The organism is Tardiphaga sp. 20_F10_N6_6 (assembly GCF_052076045.1).
GTDB classification, from domain to species: domain Bacteria; phylum Pseudomonadota; class Alphaproteobacteria; order Rhizobiales; family Xanthobacteraceae; genus Tardiphaga; species Tardiphaga robiniae.
Window position 1 is genome coordinate 5648805 of record NZ_CP197239.1, and the last position, 22560, is coordinate 5671364.

A 22560-nucleotide genomic window follows, 5' to 3' on the forward strand; every position below is an offset into this window, starting at 1 on the left:
TATGCTGAAGGTCGATAACATCAGCCTCTATTACGGTGCAGCGCAGGCGCTGCGTGGCGTCACCGTTTCGGCGAAGCCCGGCAAGGTCACCTGCGTGCTTGGCCGCAACGGCGTCGGCAAGACCTCGCTGCTGCGCGCGATGGTTGGCCAGCAGGCGATCTCGTCAGGTTCGATCACGTTTGACGGTCAGGATATCTCGACGCTGAAGCCGTTCGAGCGGGCGCGGCGCGGCATTTCCTTCGTGCCGCAGGGCCGCGAGATCTTTCCGCTGCTCACAGTGGAAGAAAACCTCAAGACCGGCTACGCGCCGCTGAAGCGCGCCGACCGCAATATTCCCGATGACGTGTTCTCGCTGTTTCCGGTGCTGAATTCGATGCTGGGGCGGCGCGGCGGCGATCTCTCCGGCGGCCAGCAGCAGCAGCTGGCCATCGGCCGTGCGCTGGTGATGCGGCCGAAACTCCTGCTGCTGGATGAGCCGACCGAAGGCATCCAGCCCTCGATCATCAAGGATATCGGCCGCGCGATTTCCTATCTGCGCTCCCTCGGCAATATCGCCATCGTCCTGGTGGAGCAGTATCTCGACTTTGCCTGCGAACTCGGCGACAACTTCGCCGTGATGGATCGCGGCGCGGTGAAATACACCTGCGACCGCAGTACGCTCGATCCCGCCGAGATCAGCCGCCAGATGGCGCTGTAGGGCCGGGTTCAAAGCCGGGGAGCGCATGCAGGCTGACAACACCACGCTGTCGTCATCGGCGATCTCATCGTCCTCGGCGATTTTTGCGGCCAACCGTGCCCGCGGTGCGGTCAAGTTTGACGTGCATCTGGTGGAGGGCAAGACTCGCCGCCGCCAGCTCCATGAATCCGGCTCGCTGCGCGTGCGTTTCCCGTCCCCCGAAGATCACGGCTTGTCGGCGATGTTCGTCAACACCGCCGGCGGTGCGGCCGGCGGCGACCGTTTCGATATCGATATCGCGGCCGGCGAGGGCACGCGCCTGACCATGTCCACTGCGGCCGCCGAGAAGATCTATCGCTCCCATGGTCCCGCGGCCGAGATCAACATTGCGCTGAAGGCCGAGGCCGGCGCGCATCTGTCCTGGCTGCCGCAGGAAACCATCCTGTTCGATCAGGCCCGCACTATCAGGCGCATCGATATCGATCTGGCCGATCGCGCGACGCTTTTGCTTTGCGAGATCGTGGTGTTCGGTCGTGCGGCCATGGGTGAGGTGATGCAGACGGGGTCTTTCGTCGACCGCTGGCGCCTGCGTCGCGGTGGCAGGCTGGTGTTCGCGGAAAACGTGCGGCTGGATGGCGATATCGCCGCGAAACTGGCCAGACCGGCAATCGGCAATGGCGCGGTGGCCATCGGCACGGCGCTGATCGTGCCCGGCGATGAAGCACTCATTGAGCGGCTACGCGAAGCCACGGATGGCGCTGGCGGTGAAGTTGGTATCTCCTGCTGGAACGGCTTTGCAATGGCCCGCTTCTGTGCACAAGATGCGTCCAAGCTGCGCGCCGACATGATGGCGGTGCTCGGGCGATCGGGCGCGATGCTGCCGCGCATGTGGCTCAACTAAACTTATTCAGAGACCTGCAATGAACCTGTCTCCCCGCGAAAAAGACAAGCTCCTGATCTCGATGGCCGCCATCGTGGCGCGCCGCCGGCTGGAACGCGGCGTCAAGCTCAACCATCCCGAAGCCATCGCCATCATCTCCGATTTCATCGTCGAGGGCGCGCGCGACGGCCGCACCGTTGCCGAGCTGATGAAATCCGGCGCCGAGGTCATCACCCGCGCGCAATGCATGGATGGGATCGCCGAGATGATCCACGACATTCAGGTGGAAGCGACATTCCCCGACGGGACGAAGCTCGTCACGGTGCACGAACCGATCCGCTAGTTCAAACTCCGTCATGCCCGGGCTTGACCCGGGCATCCATCTTCAGCGCCTAAGGCGTGGACGGCCGGGTCAAGCCCGGCCATGACACCGAGAAAATCGAGAGGTCACATGATCCCCGGCGAACTCTTCATCCAGGACGGCGAGATCGAGCTCAATGCCGGCCGCAAGACCGTGACATTGACTGTAGCGAATTCCGGCGACCGGCCGATCCAGATCGGCTCGCACTATCATTTCTTCGAGACCAACCCGGCGCTGAAATTCGATCGCAAGAAGGCCCGCGGCATGCGCCTCGACATCGCCGCCGGCACGGCGGTCCGCTTCGAGCCCGGCCAGACCCGCGACGTGCAACTGGTGGAACTCGCCGGCAAGCGCACGGTTTACGGCTTCCGCGGCGATGTGATGGGGAAGCTGTGAACGTCTAGCCGCCAGCGCTATCCATCATGAACGAGCGGAAATATCGATCGATGGCCAGCGATATCAGGACGACCGAGACGAACAGAAGACAGCTGTACAATGACCAACGTCCGACATCGTCACGGAACGATCGGATGCCAAGGATCACGAACCAGATGCCCAGAGCGATGCTGAACCAGTTGAACCAGGTGACGAGGATCGCTTCGGCAGCGTCCAGTTCGGCGATGAAGCCATCCGGAAATCCGAGCCACATGACGCGGGTCATGTATAGCCAGAACGTCAGCGCGAACAGCAGGCACGCCGCAGCAAATGGATAGACGTTCTTCCATCTCACGATATCGGTCTCCGTCTCAGATCCCGACGCCGCGCGCCTTGTTGGGGTGCGCGAAGCTATGGAGGTGGCGGGCGACGCCGTCAATGAACGAAGGCGCAGGCTGCACACTGATCGGGATGTTTGCGTTCCCGGCGGCATCGCTGCGTTCGAATCCACTCTCCTCATCTTCCACCGTTGGGAAGGCCTGATCTCATGCCCGTGAAAATCAAACGCTCCGTCTATGCCGACATGTTCGGCCCGACCACCGGCGACCGCGTGCGGCTCGCCGATACGGATCTGATCATCGAGGTGGAGAAGGACTTCACCATCTATGGCGAGGAGGTGAAGTTCGGCGGCGGCAAGGTGATCCGCGACGGCATGGGGCAGTCGCAGGCGACACGCGCGCAGGGCGCGGTCGATACCGTCATTACCAACGTGCTGATCGTCGATCACTGGGGGATCGTGAAGGCCGACGTGGCACTCAAGGGCGGCATGGTCCACGCCATCGGCAAGGCCGGCAATCCCGATATCCAGCCGGGCGTGACCATCAATGTCGGTCCGGGCACCGATGTCATCGCGGGCGAGGGCAAGATCCTCACCGCCGGCGGCTTCGACAGCCATATCCATTTCATCTGCCCGCAGCAGATCGAGCATGCGCTGATGTCGGGTGTCACCTCGATGCTCGGGGGCGGCACCGGCCCGTCGCACGGCACCTTCGCGACGACCTGCACGCCCGGCCCGTGGCACATTGCGCGGATGATCCAGTCCTTCGATGCGTTCCCGGTCAATCTCGGCATCTCCGGCAAGGGCAATGCCTCGAAGCCCGCGCCGCTGGTGGAAATGATCAATGCCGGTGCCTGTGCACTGAAGCTGCACGAGGACTGGGGCACCACGCCCGCCGCGATCGACAACTGCCTCAGCGTCGCCGACGACTACGACGTGCAGGTGATGCTGCACTCGGACACGCTGAACGAGTCCGGCTTCGTCGAGGACACCATCAAGGCATTCAAGGGTCGCACCATCCACGCCTTCCACACTGAAGGTGCCGGCGGTGGCCATGCGCCCGATATCATCAAGGTCGCAGGCCTCAAGAACGTGTTGCCGTCGTCGACCAATCCGACGCGGCCATTTACCCGCAACACCATTGATGAGCATCTGGACATGCTGATGGTGTGCCACCATCTCGATCCGTCGATTGCGGAAGATCTTGCGTTTGCCGAAAGCCGCATCCGCAAGGAGACGATCGCTGCCGAAGACATCCTGCACGATCTCGGCGCGCTCTCGATGATGTCTTCGGACAGTCAGGCCATGGGCCGGCTCGGCGAAGTCATCATCCGGACGTGGCAGACCGCCGACAAGATGAAGAAGCAGCGCGGTTCGCTGAAGGAAGACAAGGGCAACAACGACAATTTCCGCGTCAAGCGCTACATCGCGAAATACACGATCAACCCCGCCATCGCCCATGGCGTCTCGAAGCTGATCGGCTCGGTAGAGAAGGGCAAGATGGCGGATCTGGTGCTGTGGTCGCCGGCGTTCTTCGGCGTCAAGCCGGATCTCGTCATCAAGGGCGGCTCCATCGTCGCGGCGCCGATGGGCGATCCCAACGCATCGATCCCGACGCCGCAGCCCGTACACTACCAGCCGATGTTCGGCGCCTTCGGCCGCGCGCTGACCCAGTCGTCGGTGGTGTTCACATCGGGGGCGGCGGTGGCTGGCGGTCTCGCCAAGAAGCTCGGCATCCAGAAGTCGCTCTATGCGGTGGAAAATGTCCGCGACGGCATCTCGAAGAAGAGCATGATCCATAACGGCGCGACGCCGAAGATCGAGGTGGATTCGGAGACCTATGAGGTGAGGGCGGATGGCGAGCTTTTGACCTGCGAGCCGGCGGAAGTGCTGCCGATGGCGCAGAGGTACTTTATGTATTGAGGTGCTCGGTGGCCCTCCCTCCCTCCCTCCCTCCAGCGCAGCGAAGCTGCGCGCAGTGGGGAGGGTCGGCGGTTAGGCCGGGGTGGGGTGCTTCAACAAGCGCGATGTTCCGTGTTGCTCCCCACCCGTCACGTTGTTCGCTTCGCTCGCAACGCCACCCTCCCCACTGCGCAGCTGCGCTGCTTGGGGGGAGAAGAAAGCCCCCTTCCTCCCCCTCGCATTCCCCCCTAATGTCCGTCCCGGCATTCTTAGCCACAACAACAAACCGGGAGGACTCCCCCTTGATCTACGTCGTTGCCACTTTGTCCGTGAAACCCGAAGCCCGTGCCGAACTGATCGAAGCTGCCAAGGCTTGCATCGCCGAGACCCGCAAGGAAGCGGGCAATATCGCCTATGATCTGCACGAGAGCGTCACCGATCCGACCCGCATGGTGTTCGTCGAGCAATGGGAGAATGCCGAGGCGCTGGTGCCGCACCGGACGCAGGAACATATGAAGACTTTCGGCCGCGTCGCGGTGAAATGCTTCAACGCGCCTCCGAAGATCGAAATCATCACCCCGGCTGACGTCGTGGTGCGTTAAACCAAACGAGAGAGTTCATGATCCGCGCGACTGAGGTCAAAGGCCAATACAACTGGACAGAGGCGGCGGCAGATACCGTCGTTCTCGATTTCGACGATCGTCATCGTCGCCGCATGGCGATGACGGGGACGCGCGGACTGGAATTCCTGCTCGATCTCGAAAACGCCGTCGCCCTGCGGGGCGGCGACGCTTTGGTGCTGGAAGACGGCCGCCTGATCGAGGTGGTCGCAGCGCCGGAGCCGCTGATCGAAATCCGGGGTACCGATCCCGGCCATCTGGTGCGGCTCGCCTGGCATCTCGGCAACCGCCATCTGCCGACGCAGATCATGGCCAAGGGGCTGCGTATCCGCAGCGACCATGTCATCGAGGAGATGGTGAAGGGCCTCGGCGCCAAGGTGATCGAGATCGAGGCACCGTTCGATCCCGAAGGCGGCGCCTATGCCGCTGCGCATGAGCCGGCCGGACATGGGCATCACGGTCATCATGATCATGCTCATCACGACCATGGACACAGTCACGACGATCATGGGCACGACCACCATGGCCACAGCCATGACGCGCACGGTCATGCCGGTCATGGCCATGACCAGCATGTCCATGACGAGCATTGCAGTCACGATCACGATCATCACGATCATCACCATGATCACGACAGCAAGCACGACCACCATCGTCACTCTCATGCTCATGACCACAAATAGACCGGCGGACACTAGCTCGCTGAACGACTCTCTCGCCTTGTCTGCCGACGAAGGCGCTGCGCTGTACCGGCTGATGACCTGGCTGTCGCCGGCTTTTCCTGTCGGCGCGTTTTCCTATTCCAGCGGAATCGAATGGGCGGTGGAAGCGGGCGACATCACCGATGCTGCCAGCCTGCAGGACTGGTTGTCGGCGATGCTGTCCGATGGCGCAGGGTTTTGCGATGGCGTGTTTCTCGCTCATGTGCACCGCGCGGCATCTGACGGCGACGACAAGGCATTGCGCGAGGTTGCCGAACTCGCCAGCGCCTTCGTGCCATCAAGGGAACGTCAGCTGGAGACCACCACGCAAGGCAAGGCCTTCATCGAGATCGCGCGCAATGCCTGGTCGCATGAGGATATGGAGCGGCTGATCGCGATATGCGACAGCCCGATTGTCTATCCCGTTGCCGTCGGACTTGTGAGCGCTGCCCATGGCGTTCCGCTGTCGGCAACCATGCATGGTTTTTTCCACGCGGTGGTCTCGAACTGGATTTCCGCTGGCGCGCGGCTGGTGCCGCTCGGTCAGACCGACAGCCAGCGCGTACTTGCAGCGCTGGAGCCCGTCGTCGTGACCACAGGCCATCGCGCTATGGCCGCATCCCTCGACGATCTCGGCGGCGCGACATTTCGCTCTGATATCGCCAGCATGCGTCACGAGACGCAGTATACGCGGCTGTTCAGGTCATGATGGCTCCAGCTCAAATCACACACCAGACCCCTCATGGTCGCCTGAACGCAATCGCGTTCAGGCTGGAGGAGCGGGCCGTTTGGCGCGCGTCTCGAACCATGAGTTGTTTGGCGCATCCTTCGAGACGCGGCGAAGCCGCCGCTCCTCAGGATGAGGGTCGTCGCTTTATCCTCAACCGAAAGTACCCCTGACATGTCCAGTTTTCACGGTCCGCTCCGCGTCGGCATTGGCGGTCCCGTCGGCTCCGGTAAGACCGCGCTGATGGACCTGCTGTGCAAGACCATGCGCGAGCGCTACGACATCGCGGCGATTACCAATGACATCTACACGAAGTGGGACGCCGAATATCTGGTGCGCTCGGGCTCGCTGACAGCGGATCGCATTGCTGGCGTTGAAACCGGCGGCTGTCCGCATACCGCGATCCGCGAGGACGCCTCGATGAACCTCGCCGCCGTTGCCGACATGCGCGTCAAGTTTCCCGATCTCGACATGGTGCTGATCGAATCCGGCGGCGACAACCTCGCGGCGACCTTTTCGCCGGAACTGGCCGATATCACTATCTACGTTATCGACGTTGCGGCTGGCGACAAGATCCCCTCCAAGGGGGGGCCGGGCATCACGCGCTCGGACCTGCTGGTGATCAACAAGATCGACCTTGCGCCCTATGTCGGGGCTTCGCTTGAGAAGATGGACGTCGACGCCAAACGGATGCGCGGGGTCAGGCCCTTCGTGATGACCAATATGAAGACGCAGGAAGGTCTCGACCGGATTATCTCATTCATTGAGAGCAAGGGCGGCCTTAAGGCCAAGGCGGTCGCCTGAGACTTGTGAATAAGGCCTCTGCCGTAGTTCTCACGAGCGGGCTTCGACTTGAGGCGTTCATATTGGGTTGGCTATAACGACGGGCTGGTCGATGCCCGTCGGCTAATGTGTCGTGTGATATTGCGTTAAGCCTGTTTTTCAAGATTTGTCCGGTCCGGAAATAATTTCCATCGGGCTGGAACCAAATTGTTCCGGCATGATTGGCATACTCCTGAGCCGCTGACCCGGCAGCAACGTCCTAATTTCCCGAGTATCCGTGTGGTCCGGCTTGGTTTCATCATCGCATTACTGGCACTGGTCGGAGCTCTGCTCTCCGGCCTTGCGGCCTATCGCGTGCATGACCAGGAGCTGGCGATCGAGAATATCGCGCTGGGCCGGGCCGTGGATATCCATGCCAGCCTGGTGCAGGAGCGTTTGACCGAGCGCGAACTGCTGGCGCGCGTCGCAGCCGGGCTGTTTCGTGCGCCGACGGTCATGAAGGCCAATATGCTGCAGCCGTTGCGGGCCTCGATCTACGCCTTCAAGACCGATTTCGCGATTGCCGCCTGGATCGCTCGCCTGCAGCCGAACGAATTCGCGGCCGCCAGCGCGGAGCTGGCCAGTGCCGGCTACCGCAATCCTACGATCCGCAGCTACAACGACGATCGCCTCGATGCCAGGGCGCTGGGGCAGCCGCTCGACGTGCTGATGGATGTGGAGCCGCGCAATTCCGTCACCGAAGGCTTCGCCGGTCGCGCCCTGAATTTCTCTCCCGTCACAGGTCCAACGCTAGTGCGCGCCGTGAACGAGGGCAAGCCGGTCGCCTCCAGCCCCACGCCGCTGCAGCAGCCCGATGGACCGCTGGGATTGGTACTGGTGACGCCAGTTGTGCCCGAAGGCGATCCCGCGCCGGCCGGCTTCGTGTCGTTCTCCTATGAACTTGGGCCGTTGATGCTGGCCAATGACGAGATGTCATTGTTCTCGGTGGCGCTGAAAGATCCGCGCGTCGCTGACGGCGAAATCGTCGCCGATGACGATGGCAGGGTAACGGCGCGCCCGCTGGTGGCGAATGGTCCTGCGCTGGCAGTCCTGCGCACGGTTTCGTTCGGCGGGCGTGACTGGTCGCTGGGCTATTATCCGAAGGTCAATACCGAGCTGCGCGCGCAGCGCACCGCGATCATCGTCGGCGGGTTTGGCCTGGCGCTGACGGCCATTGTTTGCGGGCTGTTTGGCTATGTCTCCTACGCCAATCTGCGGCTGCGGCGCGAGGTGGAGATACGCATTGGCTTCGAACGTCGCCTGACTGCCGTCATCGACGAGCTCAATCATCGCGTGAAGAACATCCTGGCGGTGATCCAGTCCATCGTGACGCGCACGCTGCGCCACGGCTCCGACGTGGACAATGCGCGCGATCTCCTGATCGGCCGTATTCACGCGATGTCGAATGTAGTCTCGCTGCTGAGCGAGAGCCAGTGGCAGGGCGTGCAGCTCAAGGGTCTGTTCGAGGCGCGTGCGATCCCGCATGCCGACCGTATCGCACTGGAAGGGCCGGACATCGTTGTCAGCGCGCGCGCCGCGCAGAGCCTGTCGCTGCTGTTCTTCGAACTGGCCTCGCATTCCGACGAGGGCCTGTCGCTGGTGGGTAAACATCCGCATATCGTTGCGCATTGGGAGATCACGGGCAGTGAGCCGGATGGGCTGTTCAACTTCCGCTGGGAAGAGTTCAACACCAGCGAAGCAACGCGGCGGCCGGACAGCGATTTCGGTCTGGTGCTGCTCGATCGCGTGGCGCCGGAAGCGCTGGGTGGTACGGCGAAGCGCTACTTCACCGACGTGTCCTATGTCTATGAACTGACGGCACCCGTCGAAACGGTAATCGACATGACCGAGCGCGACCGGACAGAAGCGCTGGCGAAGCCGATCAGATAATTGACCCCAACAAAAAAGCCGGCGTTTCCGCCGGCTTTCGTATTTGTCGTATCAACCGCGCCTGTTAGTGCGCAGCTTCCAGAGCGGCAGCTTCCGCCTTGGCGATGGTGCCCTTGACCGCGGTCTGCACCTTCTCGAAGGCACGGACTTCGATCTGACGGACACGCTCGCGCGAGACGCCGAACTCCGAGGCGAGATCTTCCAGCGTCATCGGTTCATCGGCGAGGCGACGCGCCTCGAAGATGCGCCGTTCGCGCGGGTTGAGGACACCGATGGCGCCGTTCAGCGCCTGACGGCGATGATCGAACTCCTCGTGCTCCGCCATGATGGTTTCCTGATTGGGCGAGTTATCGACCAACCAGTCCTGCCATTCGCCGGCTTCGCCGTCGTCACGGATCGGTGCGTTGAGCGACGCGTCGCCACCGAGGCGGCGGTTCATGTCGATCACGTCCTGTTCCGTCACGCCGAGACGCGTGGCGATCAGCTTGACCTGGTCGGGGCGAAGATCACCTTCGTCCAGGGCAGAAATCTTGCTCTTCGCCTTACGCAGGTTGAAGAACAGCTTCTTCTGGTTCGCGGTGGTGCCCATCTTCACGAGCGACCACGAACGCAGGATGTACTCTTGAATCGAGGCCTTGATCCACCACATGGCGTAGGTGGCCAGGCGGAAGCCTTTCTCCGGCTCGAAGCGTTTCACAGCCTGCATCAGACCGACGTTGCCTTCCGAGACAACTTCGGAGATCGGCAGACCGTAGCCGCGATAGCCCATGGCGATCTTGGCGACGAGTCGCAGATGGCTGGTCACAAGATGATGTGCCGCGTCGCGATCGTCGTGCTCGCGCCAACGCTTGGCAAACATATATTCCTGCTGAGGTTCCAACATCGGAAACTTGCGGATCTCGGCGAGGTAATGCGAGAGGCCGGATTCTCCATTGAGAACCGGAAGGGTAGCTGTACGGGCCATTATGATGCCCTCCAGTGGTTCAGACCCCCGATAGCGGCGGGCCAGGCAGCGAGCGCTTTGTTAAAGCCGCCCTGGCTGCGATGTTCCGCGTCTCATTTGACGCAGGTGCAACATACACCCTACTACAAGCGTATTGAAAGTGAATTCCCTGTCACGTTCCCGTGCGGCCGATATAAGCGTTTGGAAAGGCTTACTTTTTTATATGCATCTGCGTCATTCTGGCACGGCCATATGGGCTCTCAGAACCGCCAAATCGTGAGGAAGCTCGCTGGTCCACTCCAGAATCTCGCCCGTGCGAGGGTGCTCCAGAGCCAGCAAATAGGCGTGAAGCGCCTGCCGGTCGAGCGCTTCCAGCGCCGCGCGGCTCTTTACGCCCAGCGACGACGCCTTGGTCTTGAAATGCGAGCCATAGACCGAATCCCCCATCAGCGGATGCTGGATATGCGCCAGATGCACGCGGATCTGGTGCGTCCGCCCGGTCTCCAATTGGCAAGCGAGCAGGGTGGCGATCGGCTTGCCGTGGCGGTCGGGGAATTCCTGCAGCACTTCCCAATGGGTGACGGCATCGCGGCCGCCTTCGCGGACGGCCATTTTCTCGCGGGCATGGGGATGCCGGTCGATCGGCGCTTCCACCGTGCCGCGCGGCCGGTTTGGGATACCCCAGGCAAAGGCCATATAGCCGCGCCGCATCTCGTTGGTGCGGCCATGATCGGCGAATTGTGTGGTGAGCGACGCATGCGCGGCGTCGTTCTTGGCGACCACCATCAATCCGGTGGTGTCCTTGTCCAGCCGGTGCACGATGCCCGGCCGCTTGACGCCGCCGATCCCCGACAAAGACGCGCCGCAATGGGCGATCAGCGCGTTCACCAGCGTGCCCGTCTCGTGGCCGGCGGCGGGATGCACAACGAGCCCCTTGGGCTTGTTGATGACGATGATGTCCTCGTCCTCGAACACGATATCGAGGGCGATATCCTCGCCTTCGGGCTCCGGCGCGATGGCGGGCGGCACGTCGATTGTGATCGTATCGCCGGCAGCGACATGATAAGCGGGGTCGCGCACGGGGGTGGGGTCTTGCGAAGACCGGGTGATCGTCACCTGGCCGGCGAGGATCAGCGCCTTCAGCCGCGACCGCGACAAAGCCGGGCTGCGCACGGCGAGCACGCGATCGAGCCGGGTCGAGCCTTCATCGCCCTGCACCGTGACATCCAGCCGTTGATCGTTCATTCCGTAAAGCCTTACCTGACAGAAGCGTGTTGCTTCGAGAGCCGTGAATTAAGAGACGAGTGTTTGCATGACCCAGCCCGCCGCCGATAGCGCGCCCGAACCGACGCTTGAACAGGCCGCCATGATCGCGCGCGTCCGCCGCATGATGCTGATCGCGGGCCTGACCACCGCCTTGGGCGTCGGCGCGCTGCTCGTCGTGATCGGCTACCGCCTTTTCCGCACGGATGGAAGCACTGTCACGTCCACGACGACTGCGACCCTGCCGAAAGGCGCCAAAATCCTCTCCACGGGGGTAGCCGGCGACCGGATCGTGCTGACGCTGGACGTCGGCGGCAGCACCGAAATCCGCACGTTCGACGCCAAGAGCCTGAAACCCGCCGGAACGCTGAAATTCGCCAGCGAGCCCTGAGGTTCGCCTGCGAACCATAACCATATTAGTGGGCGAGGGGGCGACAGCATCTTGCAGCCACCGCCATTCCCGGCTATCCCCTCCCGCGCACGCTCCGTTCGTCTAACGGTTAGGACATGGCCCTCTCAAGGCTAAAATAAGGGTTCGATTCCCTTACGGAGCGCCATCGCTTTAAGAAGCGTCGAAAACTCAAGAACATAGCGCAATCATTGGCTTTCTCTGCTTTCAGGTGGTAGCAGAAAGTGGTCATTTTGATGCGTGCGTTGATGGGTTTGATCAAAGACAGACACGGCACCTATTACGCTCAGCAGAAGGTGCCAGAGCGCCTCCAAGTGGCCGTTGCGCGTGTGCTGGGTGGTGGCAAACCTAAGCAGGCCTACCTCAAGAAGTCCCTCGGGACCAAAGACCTCCGCTCGGCCAATGTGCGCGCGAAGCCGGTCCAGATGGAGTTCGACAGGGTCCTTCGTGAGGCCGCTGCCTTAGCGGCACCAAAGGTCAAGCCGCCTGTCCGCAGTAGTCTCAATGCGGCTGAAATCGCGCGGATGTCGGAGGCGCTCTACGGCAAGCTTTTGGCTGACGACGAAGCCTTCCGGTTCGGGGGCAGGGCGCGTGTTGCTGAAGCGGCTGATTGGGTACGCCACAACGAAGACCCGAGCTTCCAATTGCCGTATCCGCTCGAAAGCCTCCGTGAACATGGTTGGCAACCGGAGCAGCTTGCGCGCCAGCGAGAGCACATGGTCCATGAGCTGGCGACAATGCGCGAAGCCCTCGCTTTGGGTGACATCGCGGCTGTTGAAGATGACCTTGACCTGTTGTTGGCAGAGTTCGAAATCGAGCTAGACCGCAAAAGCCCGGCCTACCGCGAGCTAGGAATGCACGCCTTGCGCGCCTACGTGAGGGCACTGCAGGCCATAGAGCAGCGCAATGCCGGTGAACCGATAGAGACACCAGCGTTCACCCGAGGTCCCAAGAGCCTCAACACCGTGACAGGCAGTTCACTTAAAGATGCATTCTCTGGCTGGGAAAAAGAACGAGCCAAATCAGCAGGCACCGTTCACGAGTATCGCCGTGCAGTTGATATGTTTATTCAGCTTCACGGTGATCTGCTCGTGGCCGACATCAAGAAGAGCCATGCACGGGAGTTTCGCGAAGCACTCCAGCTGGTGCCTATCGCAAGTCTGCGCACTGGTAAATTGAAGGCAGCACCATTACCGGACTTGGCTGAATACGGTCGCAAGCACCCTAACGCTGCCAAGGTTTCCCCACGTACCGTGAATAAGCAGCTTGGCGCGGTGCAAGCGATAGCACGTTGGGCAAACAACAAGGGGCTCGTGCCTGATGACGCTCAATGGACGGACCCATTCGGTGCTCTACGTCTCCCGGAGGACCGCTCTGAGCGCACTTCGTTTGAGACCGCCGAGCTTCAGCTTTTGTTCAACACGCCTGTCTTCACACAGCACAAGTATCCTGTCGGTGCTCATGGAGACGCAGGCTTCTGGTTGCCCATTCTCGCGCTGTTCTCAGGAGCGCGGCAGGCAGAACTAGGGAGTCTAGCCGTAGCGAACGTGCGCGTGGACGCTGAGACTTCAACACCGCTCCTTTATTTCGTGACGGACCGGGCGCGCGGAAAGCGCTTAAAGACCGAAACATCCGAGCGGGTCGTGCCTGTACATCCTAAGGTGCTCGCGCTCGGCTTCATGGATTACGTTGAGCGCAGGCGGCGTGCAGATGGTCCTGACGCGTGGCTTTTCCCATTGGTTTCGCCGGACAAGGGCAAAGCGGGAGTGCCAGCCTTCTCTAAGTGGTTCGGACGCTATCTCAGAGGGGCTGGTGTCAAAGATCAGGCGAAAGTGTTTCACAGCTTCCGTCATACAGTTAAGGACGCACTGCGGCGCGGCGAGGCTGATCCCGAGGCTCGGGAGGCGCTCGTTGGGCACGCGCAGGATTCGTCCGTTGGCTCGGGATACGGCGCGAACGCTATGCTCTCGCGGTTCGGCGCCAAGGTATTAGCAGGGGCGATCAATCGCATTTCATATCCGGGTCTCGACCTTTCCAAGGTGCGCCCGTTCGTTGCATCGGATCGCAAGAAGCGCTGAGCGCCTCTCTGTCCGCCTTTTGATTTCAGTAAGCGTTGCGTTGCGTAATCAATATCAACCGACCCTGCGGGGTCCACATCACATCGAAGGGGCTGCAAATGAAGTACGCAATGGCACGCGCTGGTATTCGTTTCGGATGGTGGCTGATGAGCTTTGGTGAGCGCGTCATTGGGTGGGGCACAGACCTCACCGATTGGGTTGATAAAAGGGCACAGAACGCAGGCTTAGATCACAGCCAAATGATCACCCCAGTCGTAGATGCAGTGTACGGGCCAGCGCGCTGACGCAAGACAAACAAGGGCAGAGAGACACAAGGACGCTTGGTTTTCTATTTCTTAGTGGCCCCTGTGCCTCTCTGCACCCGCTTATGTGAACGGTGAGATGGAATTTACTTCGTGAATGACGACACGTTCGATGACGACAGCGTCGCTGACGCGACCTTTGAGGCAGCAGAGCTGACCTCAGGCGATAAAGATGAACTCAATAATGCCCCTCAAGCCAGCTTAAGCGGGCGCGCCGAGACCGATGCAGCGCAGGCGCTCGTTACCCATCTAGCGGACAAGTACCCTCGGCATACTGGAGAAGCCAAGACGGCGAAGGGCTACCCGCAGATCAAGCGCAAATCGGGGTTTGAGACCGCTATCGCCGCCTTCCTTGCTGAGCTGCTACAGGCCTACGGCGATGACATCAGGGGAGGCTGGATCAGGTGCTCTCTTAAGAAGGCTGAATTCACCGGCAAGCCTGTGACGCAGCGGCAATTTCAAAATGTCCGTGATACGTGGCTCGCTGCGGGGCTCGTGGAAACTGTTAAGGGCTATCCCGGCAAGCTCGCTTTCGGCAATCCCGGCCCCTCACACGGCAGGATGACCAGATATAAAGCGACAGTGCGGCTCATTGACCTCTGCGCATCTCATGGTGTGACACCGGACAATGTCACTGCGCACTTCCATGTCGATTATCAGATGCCTTCAGAATTGGTGCAACTGACGTCGCCGTTCGAGCCAACACCCAAGAATGCCAAAGCCAACAGGCTCCGAGAGGAGGTGGCTGAATTGAACGCCTTCATTGCGCAACACCCAATTTCACACCCGACAATCAGGCATATCGGTTGGGTACGGAAGTTTCATCTCAGCAATCACCCGGACTTCAAGTGGAACAAAGGGGGCCGGTTGTACGCTCAGCCGACGGCGAGGAAGGTCAACTATCAGAGCGTTCCTGAGGCAACGCGGCTTGACATGCGCATTGACGGAGCACGTGTGGCCGAGATTGACCTCGGGTCTTCGTATCTCAGCATCTTTTATGCTTGGAACGATCAGCAGCTCGATTTGGACGATGATGCTTACGCCGACATCCTCGGTCCGACGAAGTTGGATAGGGACGTTGCAAAGTTTTGGATCAATGCCTCGTTCGGCAACAGCGGCCTAATCAAGAAATGGTCAAAGAACCTAAAGCAGCAGCTGGAAAACAAGCTCGTTGAGGGGCCAGTTGCGTTGCCGTTCGATCCTCAGGCCTACCCGCTGAAGGTTGTCCGGGAGAAGGTCCTGAAGCGACACCCATTGCTCGAACGCTGGGGTGGCCCGATCAGAGGCCGGGTGCGTGACTACGGGGACCTTATGTTCGCCGAAAGCGAGATCATCATCGGCTCTATGCAGGCGCTGATGCGTGAGCATGGTGTTCCAAGTCTGCCGGTCCACGATAGTCTGATCGTTCCAAGGACCAAGGTGAAACTGGCCATGAACGTGCTCACTGAGCAGTACCGCCGGACGACTGGAATGCTGCCAAGGTTGGACGTGAGCGATCCTTGGGATTTTTAATAATGTCACCGGCGCTAGGGTTAGCCATGGGGGTACTCAGGGGACCATAGGGAATAGGGTATAATATTCATGGTATATACCCCTCTCCATCACGGCGTATCACCACGGCCATAACGTGGAACGAATGTTTGGGCTCAAAAAGTTTATGAGCGGGCGGTGTAATTGTCTGTCGTGCTGGTCCGCAGGCTGGGAAGTCCCACAGTCGCCCAGAGGAGCCCGTAGACTCATTTGATCCTTCAGGATCACCGAAGGGACTCGCCGCTTCCAAAGCTCGCCAGTGGACTCCGTAGGCTTTTGGTGCCCCTCAATGGCGTATCTCACGAGGGACCAGCGGTTTTCGCGGGGACGCCCAAGCCGTCCATGGCTCTTTCGGCTTGCATGGCTCTAGCCATACGTTCCCCACGAGCCCGAGCGCCCATTTTGAAGGCCTGCATGATGTCCTTAATCACTTCCACCCCTTTGGGTGTGAGCGCCACGTGCTTCTGACGGCGATCACCAAGTGGCCCTTGAACAAACTGAACCAAGCCAAGGCCTCCCCCGTGAGCCCCTAAGGCCCTTAGGTGCCGGGTTGTGACAGATGGGTTCACGTGTGTCCGGGCGGCGATATCGGTACCCGTAAGACCATCTTCAATTGCTATCCGAAGAAAGACCTTTGCGAGAAGCGCGGTCATCGTCGGGTGGAGTTCTGTAAGAACCTCCAGCATGTAGAAAATCCGACCGCAGGCCTTGCGGTCTTGTGGGGATAGTGACGAAGTTTTTGCTGAGCGATCCACGCGGTCCTCCAAGGGCAATGCAATAAAGAGCCTCAGTGAAACACGTGGAGCCACAGTTCGACCCAATGCAGCGCAATCGGTCAGCATCTTTAACAAGAATGTTGGCGTCTAAAGCGACACTAGCAAGCCGCGTAGCCGTTCTTGGTGTTGTCACCGTCTAGAGCTGAGACAACGGCCCGGCTGACCTCCGCATGCAGACCCTCAGCAACCGCGAGAACATCGGGGTAGGCCCGAGACATCCACGCGCGCCGTTGCGTCGTGAGCGACGATGGGCACACTGAGCAGTCCAAGGAAGATGGGTAGGCCGCGTAATGCTCGGGCAACTCAATCCCGAGTTCTGCCACAGCTGATTTCACCTCAGCCCGTGTCACAGTCCAGAGCGGGGCCACTAGGTCCAGCCCGGGGTACTCCAAGGGAGCCGGGGTGCTCTTTGGATAGTCGCCAGCGCGTTGGCCGTGGATTGCAGCAGTGATCCCATCGGACACCATGGCCTCACAGCCAGGTAGCCAGCGATTACGTAGGCAGCACAGGGGCCACAGTGTGATGCGAGGGCTCCGCTCTTCGATGTTGATCATCGCTGCAGCGTCGGGGACGTGCTCGATAGGGACCACGGAAGCGGGAAGACCTAAGGTGCCAAAGGAGCCCCCGAGGTCCGACGTGATAACGCGGTGCTGCCAGCCCTCTAATTTACGGTCCACGAAAGACACCATGTGCGGAAATTCCGCACCAGTACGCACCGTGTACAGAGTTACCTTGTCACGCCACGGCTCAGCGAGGTGCAGCAAGAGGCAGCTTTCGATGCCACCCGAGAAGAGAAGGGCAACACGGTCGTGTTTAGTCATGGCGTGTTGAAGCGTAGCCCGACGCGATGCGAGCCAATGCAAGTTGGTCATTGGAGAGATATCCGGTGAGGTTGTGTAAGTCGGAGGTGGGGCGAGAGAGCGAAATGGGCGGATCAAGCCGCCTAGCGCTTTACTGCGGAAGCTTTGGTGTCCATCGGGGGACGTGCTTCAGCGTCGCTCTCTCTATTCGGTGACTAGGCCTGCCTGCATTGTGCTTTGAGCGTCGGTTGGCAACGTCGGGACAGATAGCTCTTCGGCAGGCGGCTCGGGCTCACGGAGGCCTTGGATGTCCAAGGTGTCCTCCAGCGAGTGGTAGCGATTACGTAGGCGGTACGCGCGTCTCCAAAGCCATTTGGGCACAGGCTCATCATGAGCTGCCCTAGGCATCTCAAGACGATCCGATTGTCGATCACGATAGAGGCGGGCGATGACGTCTACATCGCTTCGAATCTCTGGTGTGTGGTCGGAGTTATCAGGATCATCCCATTCGTAACGCTTGGGCACCGGACGATTGAATGGTGGCATCTTGAAGCCGGGGGCTCGCAGGATCGCGAGGAGGGCCTTTGCGTGAGGGCTCGTGGGGCCGAAGGTCATAGCGAGCTGATAGGAGACCTTGGTTGGATAGGTTCTGCCTGGGGCTAGGTAGATATCACGCGCGCACTCTGAGAGTTCGGCGGGGGTCCACTTGGCCTTGATGAAGCGACCTAAGTTTTTTCGTTGGTCGATGGAACTGAGATAGCGGCGGATATCGTTGAAGTCTGGTGGCAGGGTCTTCGGTGATGGTCGTGGGTTCATGTTCCCGTTGCTGGTTGATAGTCCGTGGTGGGTGGGAGTTACGAAGGCGCCCCCGCTTCCTCTATAGGTCAGGGTGTTTGGTCAGTAAGTATTTGATGCGTCAACACTTGTTCCTGAGCAGAAGCGTTTCGGCTTCCCCTAGAGGTGGGGAAGATTTGCTCGTAACCTATTGGAAAGTCGCAGGATCATATCGATTTGCAGGAATTTCAGGGCACGGCAGAGCAGTGCAGTTGTCACCATGGTGGCGCCGGTAGCTTCCAGCCGGGTCGAGAATTTAGGGGCCGGTGTGAAATGGGACACGTGAGTTTTAAAATATTACGACGCAATGTGCTGTTCGGGTGAGGCTATAAGCTTCTCGGCGTCCTCTCCGGATGCGGCCCTACCGTATGAGCGCGGCTGCAAGTCGGTGATCGGGCCGAAAAAGAAGGGCGTGTGATGGGCTGGTTCCTGTTCCTTTGGCTTTTCGCGGCTTGGATGGTGTTCTTTGTGCTGGGCCTTTTGCCCGGCGCGCTCATTGGATGGTTGATCGGAAAAATCCCAATCGAGAAGAGATGGTCCGTTTTGCTGATCGTTACGGTTTCGATCGCGCTGTCACTTGCGGCTGCCAAAATACTTAGCGGGACGGGCTACGATTTGGAGCATCACATCAACTTGCTGCCGGTGTTCTTCCCGCCGATTGTCCTGCAACTTCTTATAGGTCGCTCCATTGCTCTCAATTGGAAAACGTACCTCGACCCAGCGAAGAGGGCCTAATGGTGCCGCCAACGAGCGCTCATCTGGGCGGTTGGATTGCGCGCACCGCAGTTGTCATCCGGGCGGCGCTGCGGCTTTAGGCTCAAGATTTTGAAGTCAGTCGGCCGAGCCGATCCAAAAAGGGTCCCGTGGGTCGATATGGGACCCAAAGCTTCGCAAGACCAAATGCGGAAGAGGTAACGATGAGAGCGTTTATTATGCTGCTAGTGACTATCACCTCTGCGACCGCAGGGGAGCTGCGGTGCCCGACCGACCAGCAAATTCCGCAAGCATCATTTAGTATCGAAAGCCGGGAGTGGAGTGTTCGGCCACAGTATGGACTTCGCTATGTCGCGCTGGTGCACGGCGACGGGGTGAGAGGTCGTAGCTCTGTGATTTGCGGTCGAGGAATTGGCGAGTACTTCACCTCAATGCGCGTAAAGAATTGTCGCTTCGTCAAAGACCAAGTTTCACAGATCGAGACAAACCGGAGTCTCTCCCATGGTGAACTTGAGAAATGCGAACTTCCAAATGTCCCTCCACCCGGTATTACCAATTCTCCGGGTACATCAGGCTGGGTACACAAGACCAATGACCACTACTGTGTAGTCGTGTGCGATGACTGAGCTGAGAGATTAATGATAGCAACACAGCGAAATGCACCAAACGTCGCTACGGATCATTACCGGCGACTTCGTCCTGTCCGGGATATGCCCGCTTTGGGGCTGCTGCCATCCGGGCGCCGGCGGCGGCCTTTACTCCGAGTATTTTGAAGTCAGGTCGCCGGGCCGATCCCAATAGGGTCCCATGGACCGATATGGGACCCAAAATAGTCGCGATTGATCCGAAGATTACAACGTTTTCCGCGTGGAGGCGTGCACGTCAAAAGGTTTATGTGATGTCACGGAAACCAAACTACGGCGAAGCCATCATGTGGTTGATAGTCAATGAGCGTCTGGACTGGATGAACGATGCCAAGCCTACGTTCCCAGACACAGTGTGGATGACGTCCGAGCTGTTCGGGGTCCCCCTATTGCAAATTTTGCGAGATATTCGAGCGACCCTTGATAGCGCCGGGAAGGGATAGCGATCCCACGCGACAAATTATGCCCGGTTAGTTGAACCTCTGCGACAGCCTGCCACACCTATCATGGCCAGCAACGGAGAGGTCATCATGCCAGTCGCCTTAAAAAGCCCCGCTATTGTCGCCGACGCATCGGCCCATGCTAAGCCTTGGATGCACCTCGTGTGGCTCAGCGCGGCAGGCTTGTTCGTGTCGCTCCTCGCATTGACCTACGGCTTAGACTTAAGTCCCGGCCTGTTCTGAGCCCGTTGGAGACGACACGCTCTGAAGCTCAGCCAAGCCGTCCGATGCATTCGAGGTCCCGTCTCAGAGTATCAAGAGCCACTGTGAAATCGAAATCGGAGCGATCTGCTATTCGCTGAACGTTTCGCGTCCACTGTTCCTGCATTTCTATGAGTGCTCGTCGGTCGCCAACGTGAACGTACGCTTGCACGATCAGGTCAATTGCTGATGGAGGCATGTTCTTCCCAAATGTATTGTTTTTAATAGGGAGGAGCCTGCGCCGAAGTTCTTAATCCGACATGAATTGCTGAGGGACCCAATGGGACCCAAAGTGAAGCGGCGTGCCGTATCGCGATGTGCACGGAATGATGCATGGGACCCAAAGGGGACCCAGGTGCCAGACTGCTGATGTGACCCGGGTGGCGGCGGCGGGCTTTACTCCGAAGTTTTTGAAGTCCGGTCGGCGATGCGATCCAAAAAGGGTCCCATGGGGCGATATGGGACCCAATAATCGCGGTGTGGCGCGCGCCACGAAGTAGAAAGCTGAGGGCTCACTTCGCGGGAGGCTTATTCCCTGCGGCAAGTTTGGCATCTAACAAAGCTTTACGCCGCGCCGCTATAGCCGGTCGCACATAGTAATGGTCGAATAGCTCGTCTAAAATGTCTAAGCACCATTCCGCTTCATGAGCCTCGACCTCAATGACCTGTAGCGAAGTTTGATCTGTAATTTTGTGAGCTGAAAAATTTCCAAAGTTTCTAATGGCATCTACGATAGAATGAACACCTGTAGGTAGGGCTTTGGTAGTGTCCGTCTCAGCCAAAACGGCGTCAATCTGCTTTGAAAGATCCTTCTGCACGTACCCAGCGTTCCACAATATTGATTGCAAGCAACGTCGAGACAACGCCGCCGAAGCTTTGGAACTTAGTGGGAGCACCAGAGCGGCTTCCTTGTAGTCTGAAGCGATGTCTTGAGGAACGTCAGTGGAGACGGGTGGTCGACTGGAGCCCGTCGGAATAACCTGTGTGAAATTCTTCGGCTCACTCAGGCCATTTGGGGTCCTTTGAGCCTTTCCAATTCCGAGTATATCTTTGGCACATTCGGGGCAGGTCATGAACCTGGTACGCCACAGTGTCGCGGAGCCTTTCACGTATGTAGGGCTGAGCTCCCAACTTTCGTGGATAGTAACTGTGCAATGGGGGCACTTCATTTCAAATCCAGTCCAACTTCGTCGAGTACAATCGTCAAAATAACAACTCTAAGATGAGCGTATAAGCAACGCTCAACGGATGGAAGTTCAGAAAACTTGTCCCCACAGCATTTGCCATCGACGAGTTTAGTGGCTCGAAGTGTCGAGATGATCCGGTTCTGCTGTCACCCGGGCGGCGGCTGCGGCTTTACTCCGAACTTTTTGAAGTCAGGTCGCCGACGTGAGGCAAAAAGGGTCCCATGGGCCGATATGGGACCCAGACTAAATCGGCATGACCTAGCTGCCGTGCGACACCAGCCAAAAGGCAATTCCGCCGAGCACAATGGCTACGCCGGTTGCCTCCAGTGCCACGGCGACGACTGCCGCGCCGCCTAACAGTCCGCCTGTGATTGTCAGCATTGCTGCCTCCTATGCCCGCTCAAGAACGTTGCTGACTGACTTGGCGTGCCATTGGCCACCCCGGGCCGTAGCAACACCCCGTGCATTGAGAGCCGCCGCTATGTCTCTCAGTGTCGCCGCGCCCGCCTTCTGAGCTTCTCGGATGATGGGGATCACGTTGGCCGCAAACCTATCCGCCTCGGTGCTCACGGCCTCCACAGCATTCTTGCGGGCCACGTGGAGCTTTGGGTTTCCCAAGGTCACGCCACGAGCCTTAGCGGCAGCAAGAGCTTGCCGGGTCCTTGTTGAGATGAGAGCACGTTCCTTTTCCGCGAGCGCGGCATAGAGGTGAAGCACAAAGGGGTCCACGTCCGGGCCAAGCTCCGCGACCAGGAAGGGCACCTTGTGGGCCATAAGCCCGCTCACGAAGTGAACGTCGCGGCTCAAACGGTCTAGTTTTGCCACGGCCACGTGACACTTGAGCTTCTTAGCGGCGGCTAGGGCGGCTTTGAGCTGCGGGCGACGGTCCAGCGCGTCCGATCCTTTGCCAGTCTCCACCTCGACGAACTCCCGGGCCACCGTGAGACCCTCGGAGTGCGCAAAGTGAGCAAGGGTTTGCCGCTGAGCCTCAATGCCCAGACCGGAGCGCCCTTGCTGAGAAGTGGAGACGCGGACGTAGGTGATAACGGGACGGTCGGACACAGCGGGAGCCTCCAAAGGCGTTCTGT

22 protein-coding genes and 1 tRNA gene are annotated in these 22560 nt (G+C 59.6%); 15 read left to right on the top strand and 8 right to left on the bottom strand.

The window, feature by feature from the left end; all coding sequences use genetic code 11:
- The first annotated feature begins 1 nt into the window (after nucleotide 1).
- The 4 genes from urtE (at nucleotide 2) to AB7813_RS27065 (ending at nucleotide 2313) form a co-directional block, all read left to right on the top strand.
- Nucleotides 2-697 carry an urea ABC transporter ATP-binding subunit UrtE gene (gene urtE, locus AB7813_RS27050; RefSeq protein WP_441228846.1) on the top strand — a complete coding sequence of 232 codons (696 nt, stop codon included), beginning with the start codon at nucleotides 2-4 and terminating at the stop codon, nucleotides 695-697.
- Nucleotides 698-722: 25 nt separating this feature from the next.
- A complete protein-coding gene (locus tag AB7813_RS27055; protein ID WP_441228847.1) occupies nucleotides 723-1577 on the top strand; it encodes an urease accessory protein UreD in 855 nt (284 codons plus the stop codon).
- Between the two features lie 19 nt (nucleotides 1578-1596).
- A complete protein-coding gene (locus AB7813_RS27060; RefSeq protein ID WP_068733936.1) occupies nucleotides 1597-1899 on the top strand; it encodes an urease subunit gamma in 303 nt (100 codons plus the stop codon).
- A 108-nt stretch (nucleotides 1900-2007) separates the two neighbouring features.
- Complete coding sequence (locus AB7813_RS27065; protein WP_441228848.1) at nucleotides 2008-2313, top strand: urease subunit beta; 306 nt, start codon at nucleotides 2008-2010, stop codon at nucleotides 2311-2313.
- Between the two features lie 4 nt (nucleotides 2314-2317).
- On the opposite strand, the gene AB7813_RS27070 is transcribed toward AB7813_RS27065, so the two are convergent.
- A complete protein-coding gene (locus AB7813_RS27070; protein ID WP_093759217.1) occupies nucleotides 2318-2647 on the bottom strand; it encodes a hypothetical protein in 330 nt (109 codons plus the stop codon).
- 192 nt (nucleotides 2648-2839) lie between these two features.
- Here AB7813_RS27070 and ureC point away from each other — a divergent pair, with 192 nt between their 5' ends.
- From ureC to AB7813_RS27100, 6 genes are all read left to right on the top strand, one after another.
- Nucleotides 2840-4552, top strand: a complete 1713-nt coding sequence (gene ureC, locus AB7813_RS27075) for an urease subunit alpha (protein ID WP_068733942.1) — start codon at nucleotides 2840-2842, stop codon at nucleotides 4550-4552.
- A gap of 281 nt (nucleotides 4553-4833) precedes the next feature.
- Nucleotides 4834-5133, top strand: a complete 300-nt coding sequence (locus tag AB7813_RS27080) for a putative quinol monooxygenase (protein ID WP_439057446.1) — start codon at nucleotides 4834-4836, stop codon at nucleotides 5131-5133.
- A gap of 17 nt (nucleotides 5134-5150) precedes the next feature.
- Nucleotides 5151-5834 (top strand): urease accessory protein UreE, encoded by a 684-nt coding sequence (locus AB7813_RS27085; RefSeq protein WP_441228849.1) that lies wholly within the window; start codon nucleotides 5151-5153, stop codon nucleotides 5832-5834.
- Nucleotides 5815-6561, top strand: coding sequence for an urease accessory protein UreF (locus tag AB7813_RS27090; protein ID WP_441229013.1), 747 nt, complete (start codon nucleotides 5815-5817; stop codon nucleotides 6559-6561). Before AB7813_RS27085 ends, AB7813_RS27090 begins: the two co-directional genes overlap by 20 nt.
- A 192-nt stretch (nucleotides 6562-6753) precedes the next feature.
- Nucleotides 6754-7383: an urease accessory protein UreG gene (gene ureG, locus AB7813_RS27095; protein ID WP_068733948.1), complete on the top strand. Its 630-nt coding sequence runs from the start codon at nucleotides 6754-6756 to the stop codon at nucleotides 7381-7383.
- A 258-nt stretch (nucleotides 7384-7641) separates the two neighbouring features.
- Entirely contained in the window at nucleotides 7642-9291 is a 1650-nt protein-coding gene (locus AB7813_RS27100; RefSeq protein WP_439057448.1) for a CHASE domain-containing protein, read from the top strand.
- A gap of 64 nt (nucleotides 9292-9355) precedes the next feature.
- Here AB7813_RS27100 and rpoH read toward each other — a convergent pair whose 3' ends face one another.
- Nucleotides 9356-10255 (bottom strand): RNA polymerase sigma factor RpoH, encoded by a 900-nt coding sequence (rpoH, locus tag AB7813_RS27105; protein ID WP_089261507.1) that lies wholly within the window; start codon nucleotides 10253-10255, stop codon nucleotides 9356-9358.
- A gap of 213 nt (nucleotides 10256-10468) precedes the next feature.
- Complete coding sequence (locus AB7813_RS27110) at nucleotides 10469-11479, bottom strand: RluA family pseudouridine synthase (protein WP_089261504.1); 1011 nt, start codon at nucleotides 11477-11479, stop codon at nucleotides 10469-10471.
- A 67-nt stretch (nucleotides 11480-11546) separates the two neighbouring features.
- Here AB7813_RS27110 and AB7813_RS27115 point away from each other — a divergent pair, with 67 nt between their 5' ends.
- The 4 genes from AB7813_RS27115 to AB7813_RS27130 all read left to right on the top strand — a co-directional run bounded on the left by AB7813_RS27115 (nucleotide 11547) and on the right by AB7813_RS27130 (nucleotide 15798).
- Nucleotides 11547-11888 carry a hypothetical protein gene (locus AB7813_RS27115; protein ID WP_093759212.1) on the top strand — a complete coding sequence of 114 codons (342 nt, stop codon included), beginning with the start codon at nucleotides 11547-11549 and terminating at the stop codon, nucleotides 11886-11888.
- 91 nt (nucleotides 11889-11979) lie between these two features.
- Nucleotides 11980-12054: transfer RNA gene (locus AB7813_RS27120), tRNA-Glu, on the top strand.
- Nucleotides 12055-12142: 88 nt separating this feature from the next.
- Nucleotides 12143-13984 (top strand): DUF6538 domain-containing protein, encoded by a 1842-nt coding sequence (locus AB7813_RS27125; protein ID WP_441228850.1) that lies wholly within the window; start codon nucleotides 12143-12145, stop codon nucleotides 13982-13984.
- Between the two features lie 395 nt (nucleotides 13985-14379).
- Nucleotides 14380-15798, top strand: a complete 1419-nt coding sequence (locus AB7813_RS27130; RefSeq protein WP_441228851.1) for a hypothetical protein — start codon at nucleotides 14380-14382, stop codon at nucleotides 15796-15798.
- 892 nt (nucleotides 15799-16690) lie between these two features.
- Here AB7813_RS27130 and AB7813_RS27135 read toward each other — a convergent pair.
- Nucleotides 16691-17464 carry a phosphoadenosine phosphosulfate reductase domain-containing protein gene (locus AB7813_RS27135; protein ID WP_441228852.1) on the bottom strand — a complete coding sequence of 258 codons (774 nt, stop codon included), beginning with the start codon at nucleotides 17462-17464 and terminating at the stop codon, nucleotides 16691-16693.
- Nucleotides 17465-17596: 132 nt separating this feature from the next.
- Nucleotides 17597-18208, bottom strand: coding sequence for a hypothetical protein (locus AB7813_RS27140; protein WP_441228853.1), 612 nt, complete (start codon nucleotides 18206-18208; stop codon nucleotides 17597-17599).
- A gap of 435 nt (nucleotides 18209-18643) precedes the next feature.
- On the opposite strand from AB7813_RS27140, the gene AB7813_RS27145 reads away from it, so the two are divergent.
- Entirely contained in the window at nucleotides 18644-18961 is a 318-nt protein-coding gene (locus tag AB7813_RS27145; RefSeq protein ID WP_441228854.1) for a hypothetical protein, read from the top strand.
- Between the two features lie 1836 nt (nucleotides 18962-20797).
- Here the strand turns inward: AB7813_RS27145 and AB7813_RS27150 are convergent.
- From AB7813_RS27150 to AB7813_RS27160, 3 genes are all read right to left on the bottom strand, one after another.
- Complete coding sequence (locus tag AB7813_RS27150; protein ID WP_441228855.1) at nucleotides 20798-21454, bottom strand: DUF4145 domain-containing protein; 657 nt, start codon at nucleotides 21452-21454, stop codon at nucleotides 20798-20800.
- Nucleotides 21455-21730: 276 nt separating this feature from the next.
- Entirely contained in the window at nucleotides 21731-21853 is a 123-nt protein-coding gene (locus AB7813_RS27155) for a hypothetical protein (RefSeq protein WP_441228856.1), read from the bottom strand.
- Between the two features lie 9 nt (nucleotides 21854-21862).
- The gene (locus AB7813_RS27160) at nucleotides 21863-22534 is read right to left on the bottom strand and encodes a recombinase family protein (RefSeq protein WP_441228857.1); all 672 of its coding nucleotides are present in this window, start codon (nucleotides 22532-22534) and stop codon (nucleotides 21863-21865) included.
- Between the last annotated feature and the right edge of the window lie 26 nt (nucleotides 22535-22560).

Coding starts and splice junctions, on each gene's coding strand:
- urtE (WP_441228846.1), top strand. CDS start 2: ATGCTGAAGGTCGATAACATCAGCCTCTATTACGGTGCAGCGCAGGCG.
- AB7813_RS27055 (WP_441228847.1), top strand. CDS start 723: ATGCAGGCTGACAACACCACGCTGTCGTCATCGGCGATCTCATCGTCC.
- AB7813_RS27060 (WP_068733936.1), top strand. CDS start 1,597: ATGAACCTGTCTCCCCGCGAAAAAGACAAGCTCCTGATCTCGATGGCC.
- AB7813_RS27065 (WP_441228848.1), top strand. CDS start 2,008: ATGATCCCCGGCGAACTCTTCATCCAGGACGGCGAGATCGAGCTCAAT.
- ureC (WP_068733942.1), top strand. CDS start 2,840: ATGCCCGTGAAAATCAAACGCTCCGTCTATGCCGACATGTTCGGCCCG.
- AB7813_RS27085 (WP_441228849.1), top strand. CDS start 5,151: ATGATCCGCGCGACTGAGGTCAAAGGCCAATACAACTGGACAGAGGCG.
- AB7813_RS27090 (WP_441229013.1), top strand. CDS start 5,815: ATGCTCATGACCACAAATAGACCGGCGGACACTAGCTCGCTGAACGAC.
- ureG (WP_068733948.1), top strand. CDS start 6,754: ATGTCCAGTTTTCACGGTCCGCTCCGCGTCGGCATTGGCGGTCCCGTC.
- rpoH (WP_089261507.1), bottom strand. CDS start 10,255: ATGGCCCGTACAGCTACCCTTCCGGTTCTCAATGGAGAATCCGGCCTC.
- AB7813_RS27110 (WP_089261504.1), bottom strand. CDS start 11,479: ATGAACGATCAACGGCTGGATGTCACGGTGCAGGGCGATGAAGGCTCG.
- AB7813_RS27115 (WP_093759212.1), top strand. CDS start 11,547: ATGACCCAGCCCGCCGCCGATAGCGCGCCCGAACCGACGCTTGAACAG.
- AB7813_RS27125 (WP_441228850.1), top strand. CDS start 12,143: ATGCGTGCGTTGATGGGTTTGATCAAAGACAGACACGGCACCTATTAC.
- AB7813_RS27135 (WP_441228852.1), bottom strand. CDS start 17,464: ATGACCAACTTGCATTGGCTCGCATCGCGTCGGGCTACGCTTCAACAC.
- AB7813_RS27140 (WP_441228853.1), bottom strand. CDS start 18,208: ATGAACCCACGACCATCACCGAAGACCCTGCCACCAGACTTCAACGAT.
- AB7813_RS27145 (WP_441228854.1), top strand. CDS start 18,644: ATGGGCTGGTTCCTGTTCCTTTGGCTTTTCGCGGCTTGGATGGTGTTC.
- AB7813_RS27150 (WP_441228855.1), bottom strand. CDS start 21,454: ATGAAGTGCCCCCATTGCACAGTTACTATCCACGAAAGTTGGGAGCTC.
- AB7813_RS27155 (WP_441228856.1), bottom strand. CDS start 21,853: ATGCTGACAATCACAGGCGGACTGTTAGGCGGCGCGGCAGTCGTCGCC.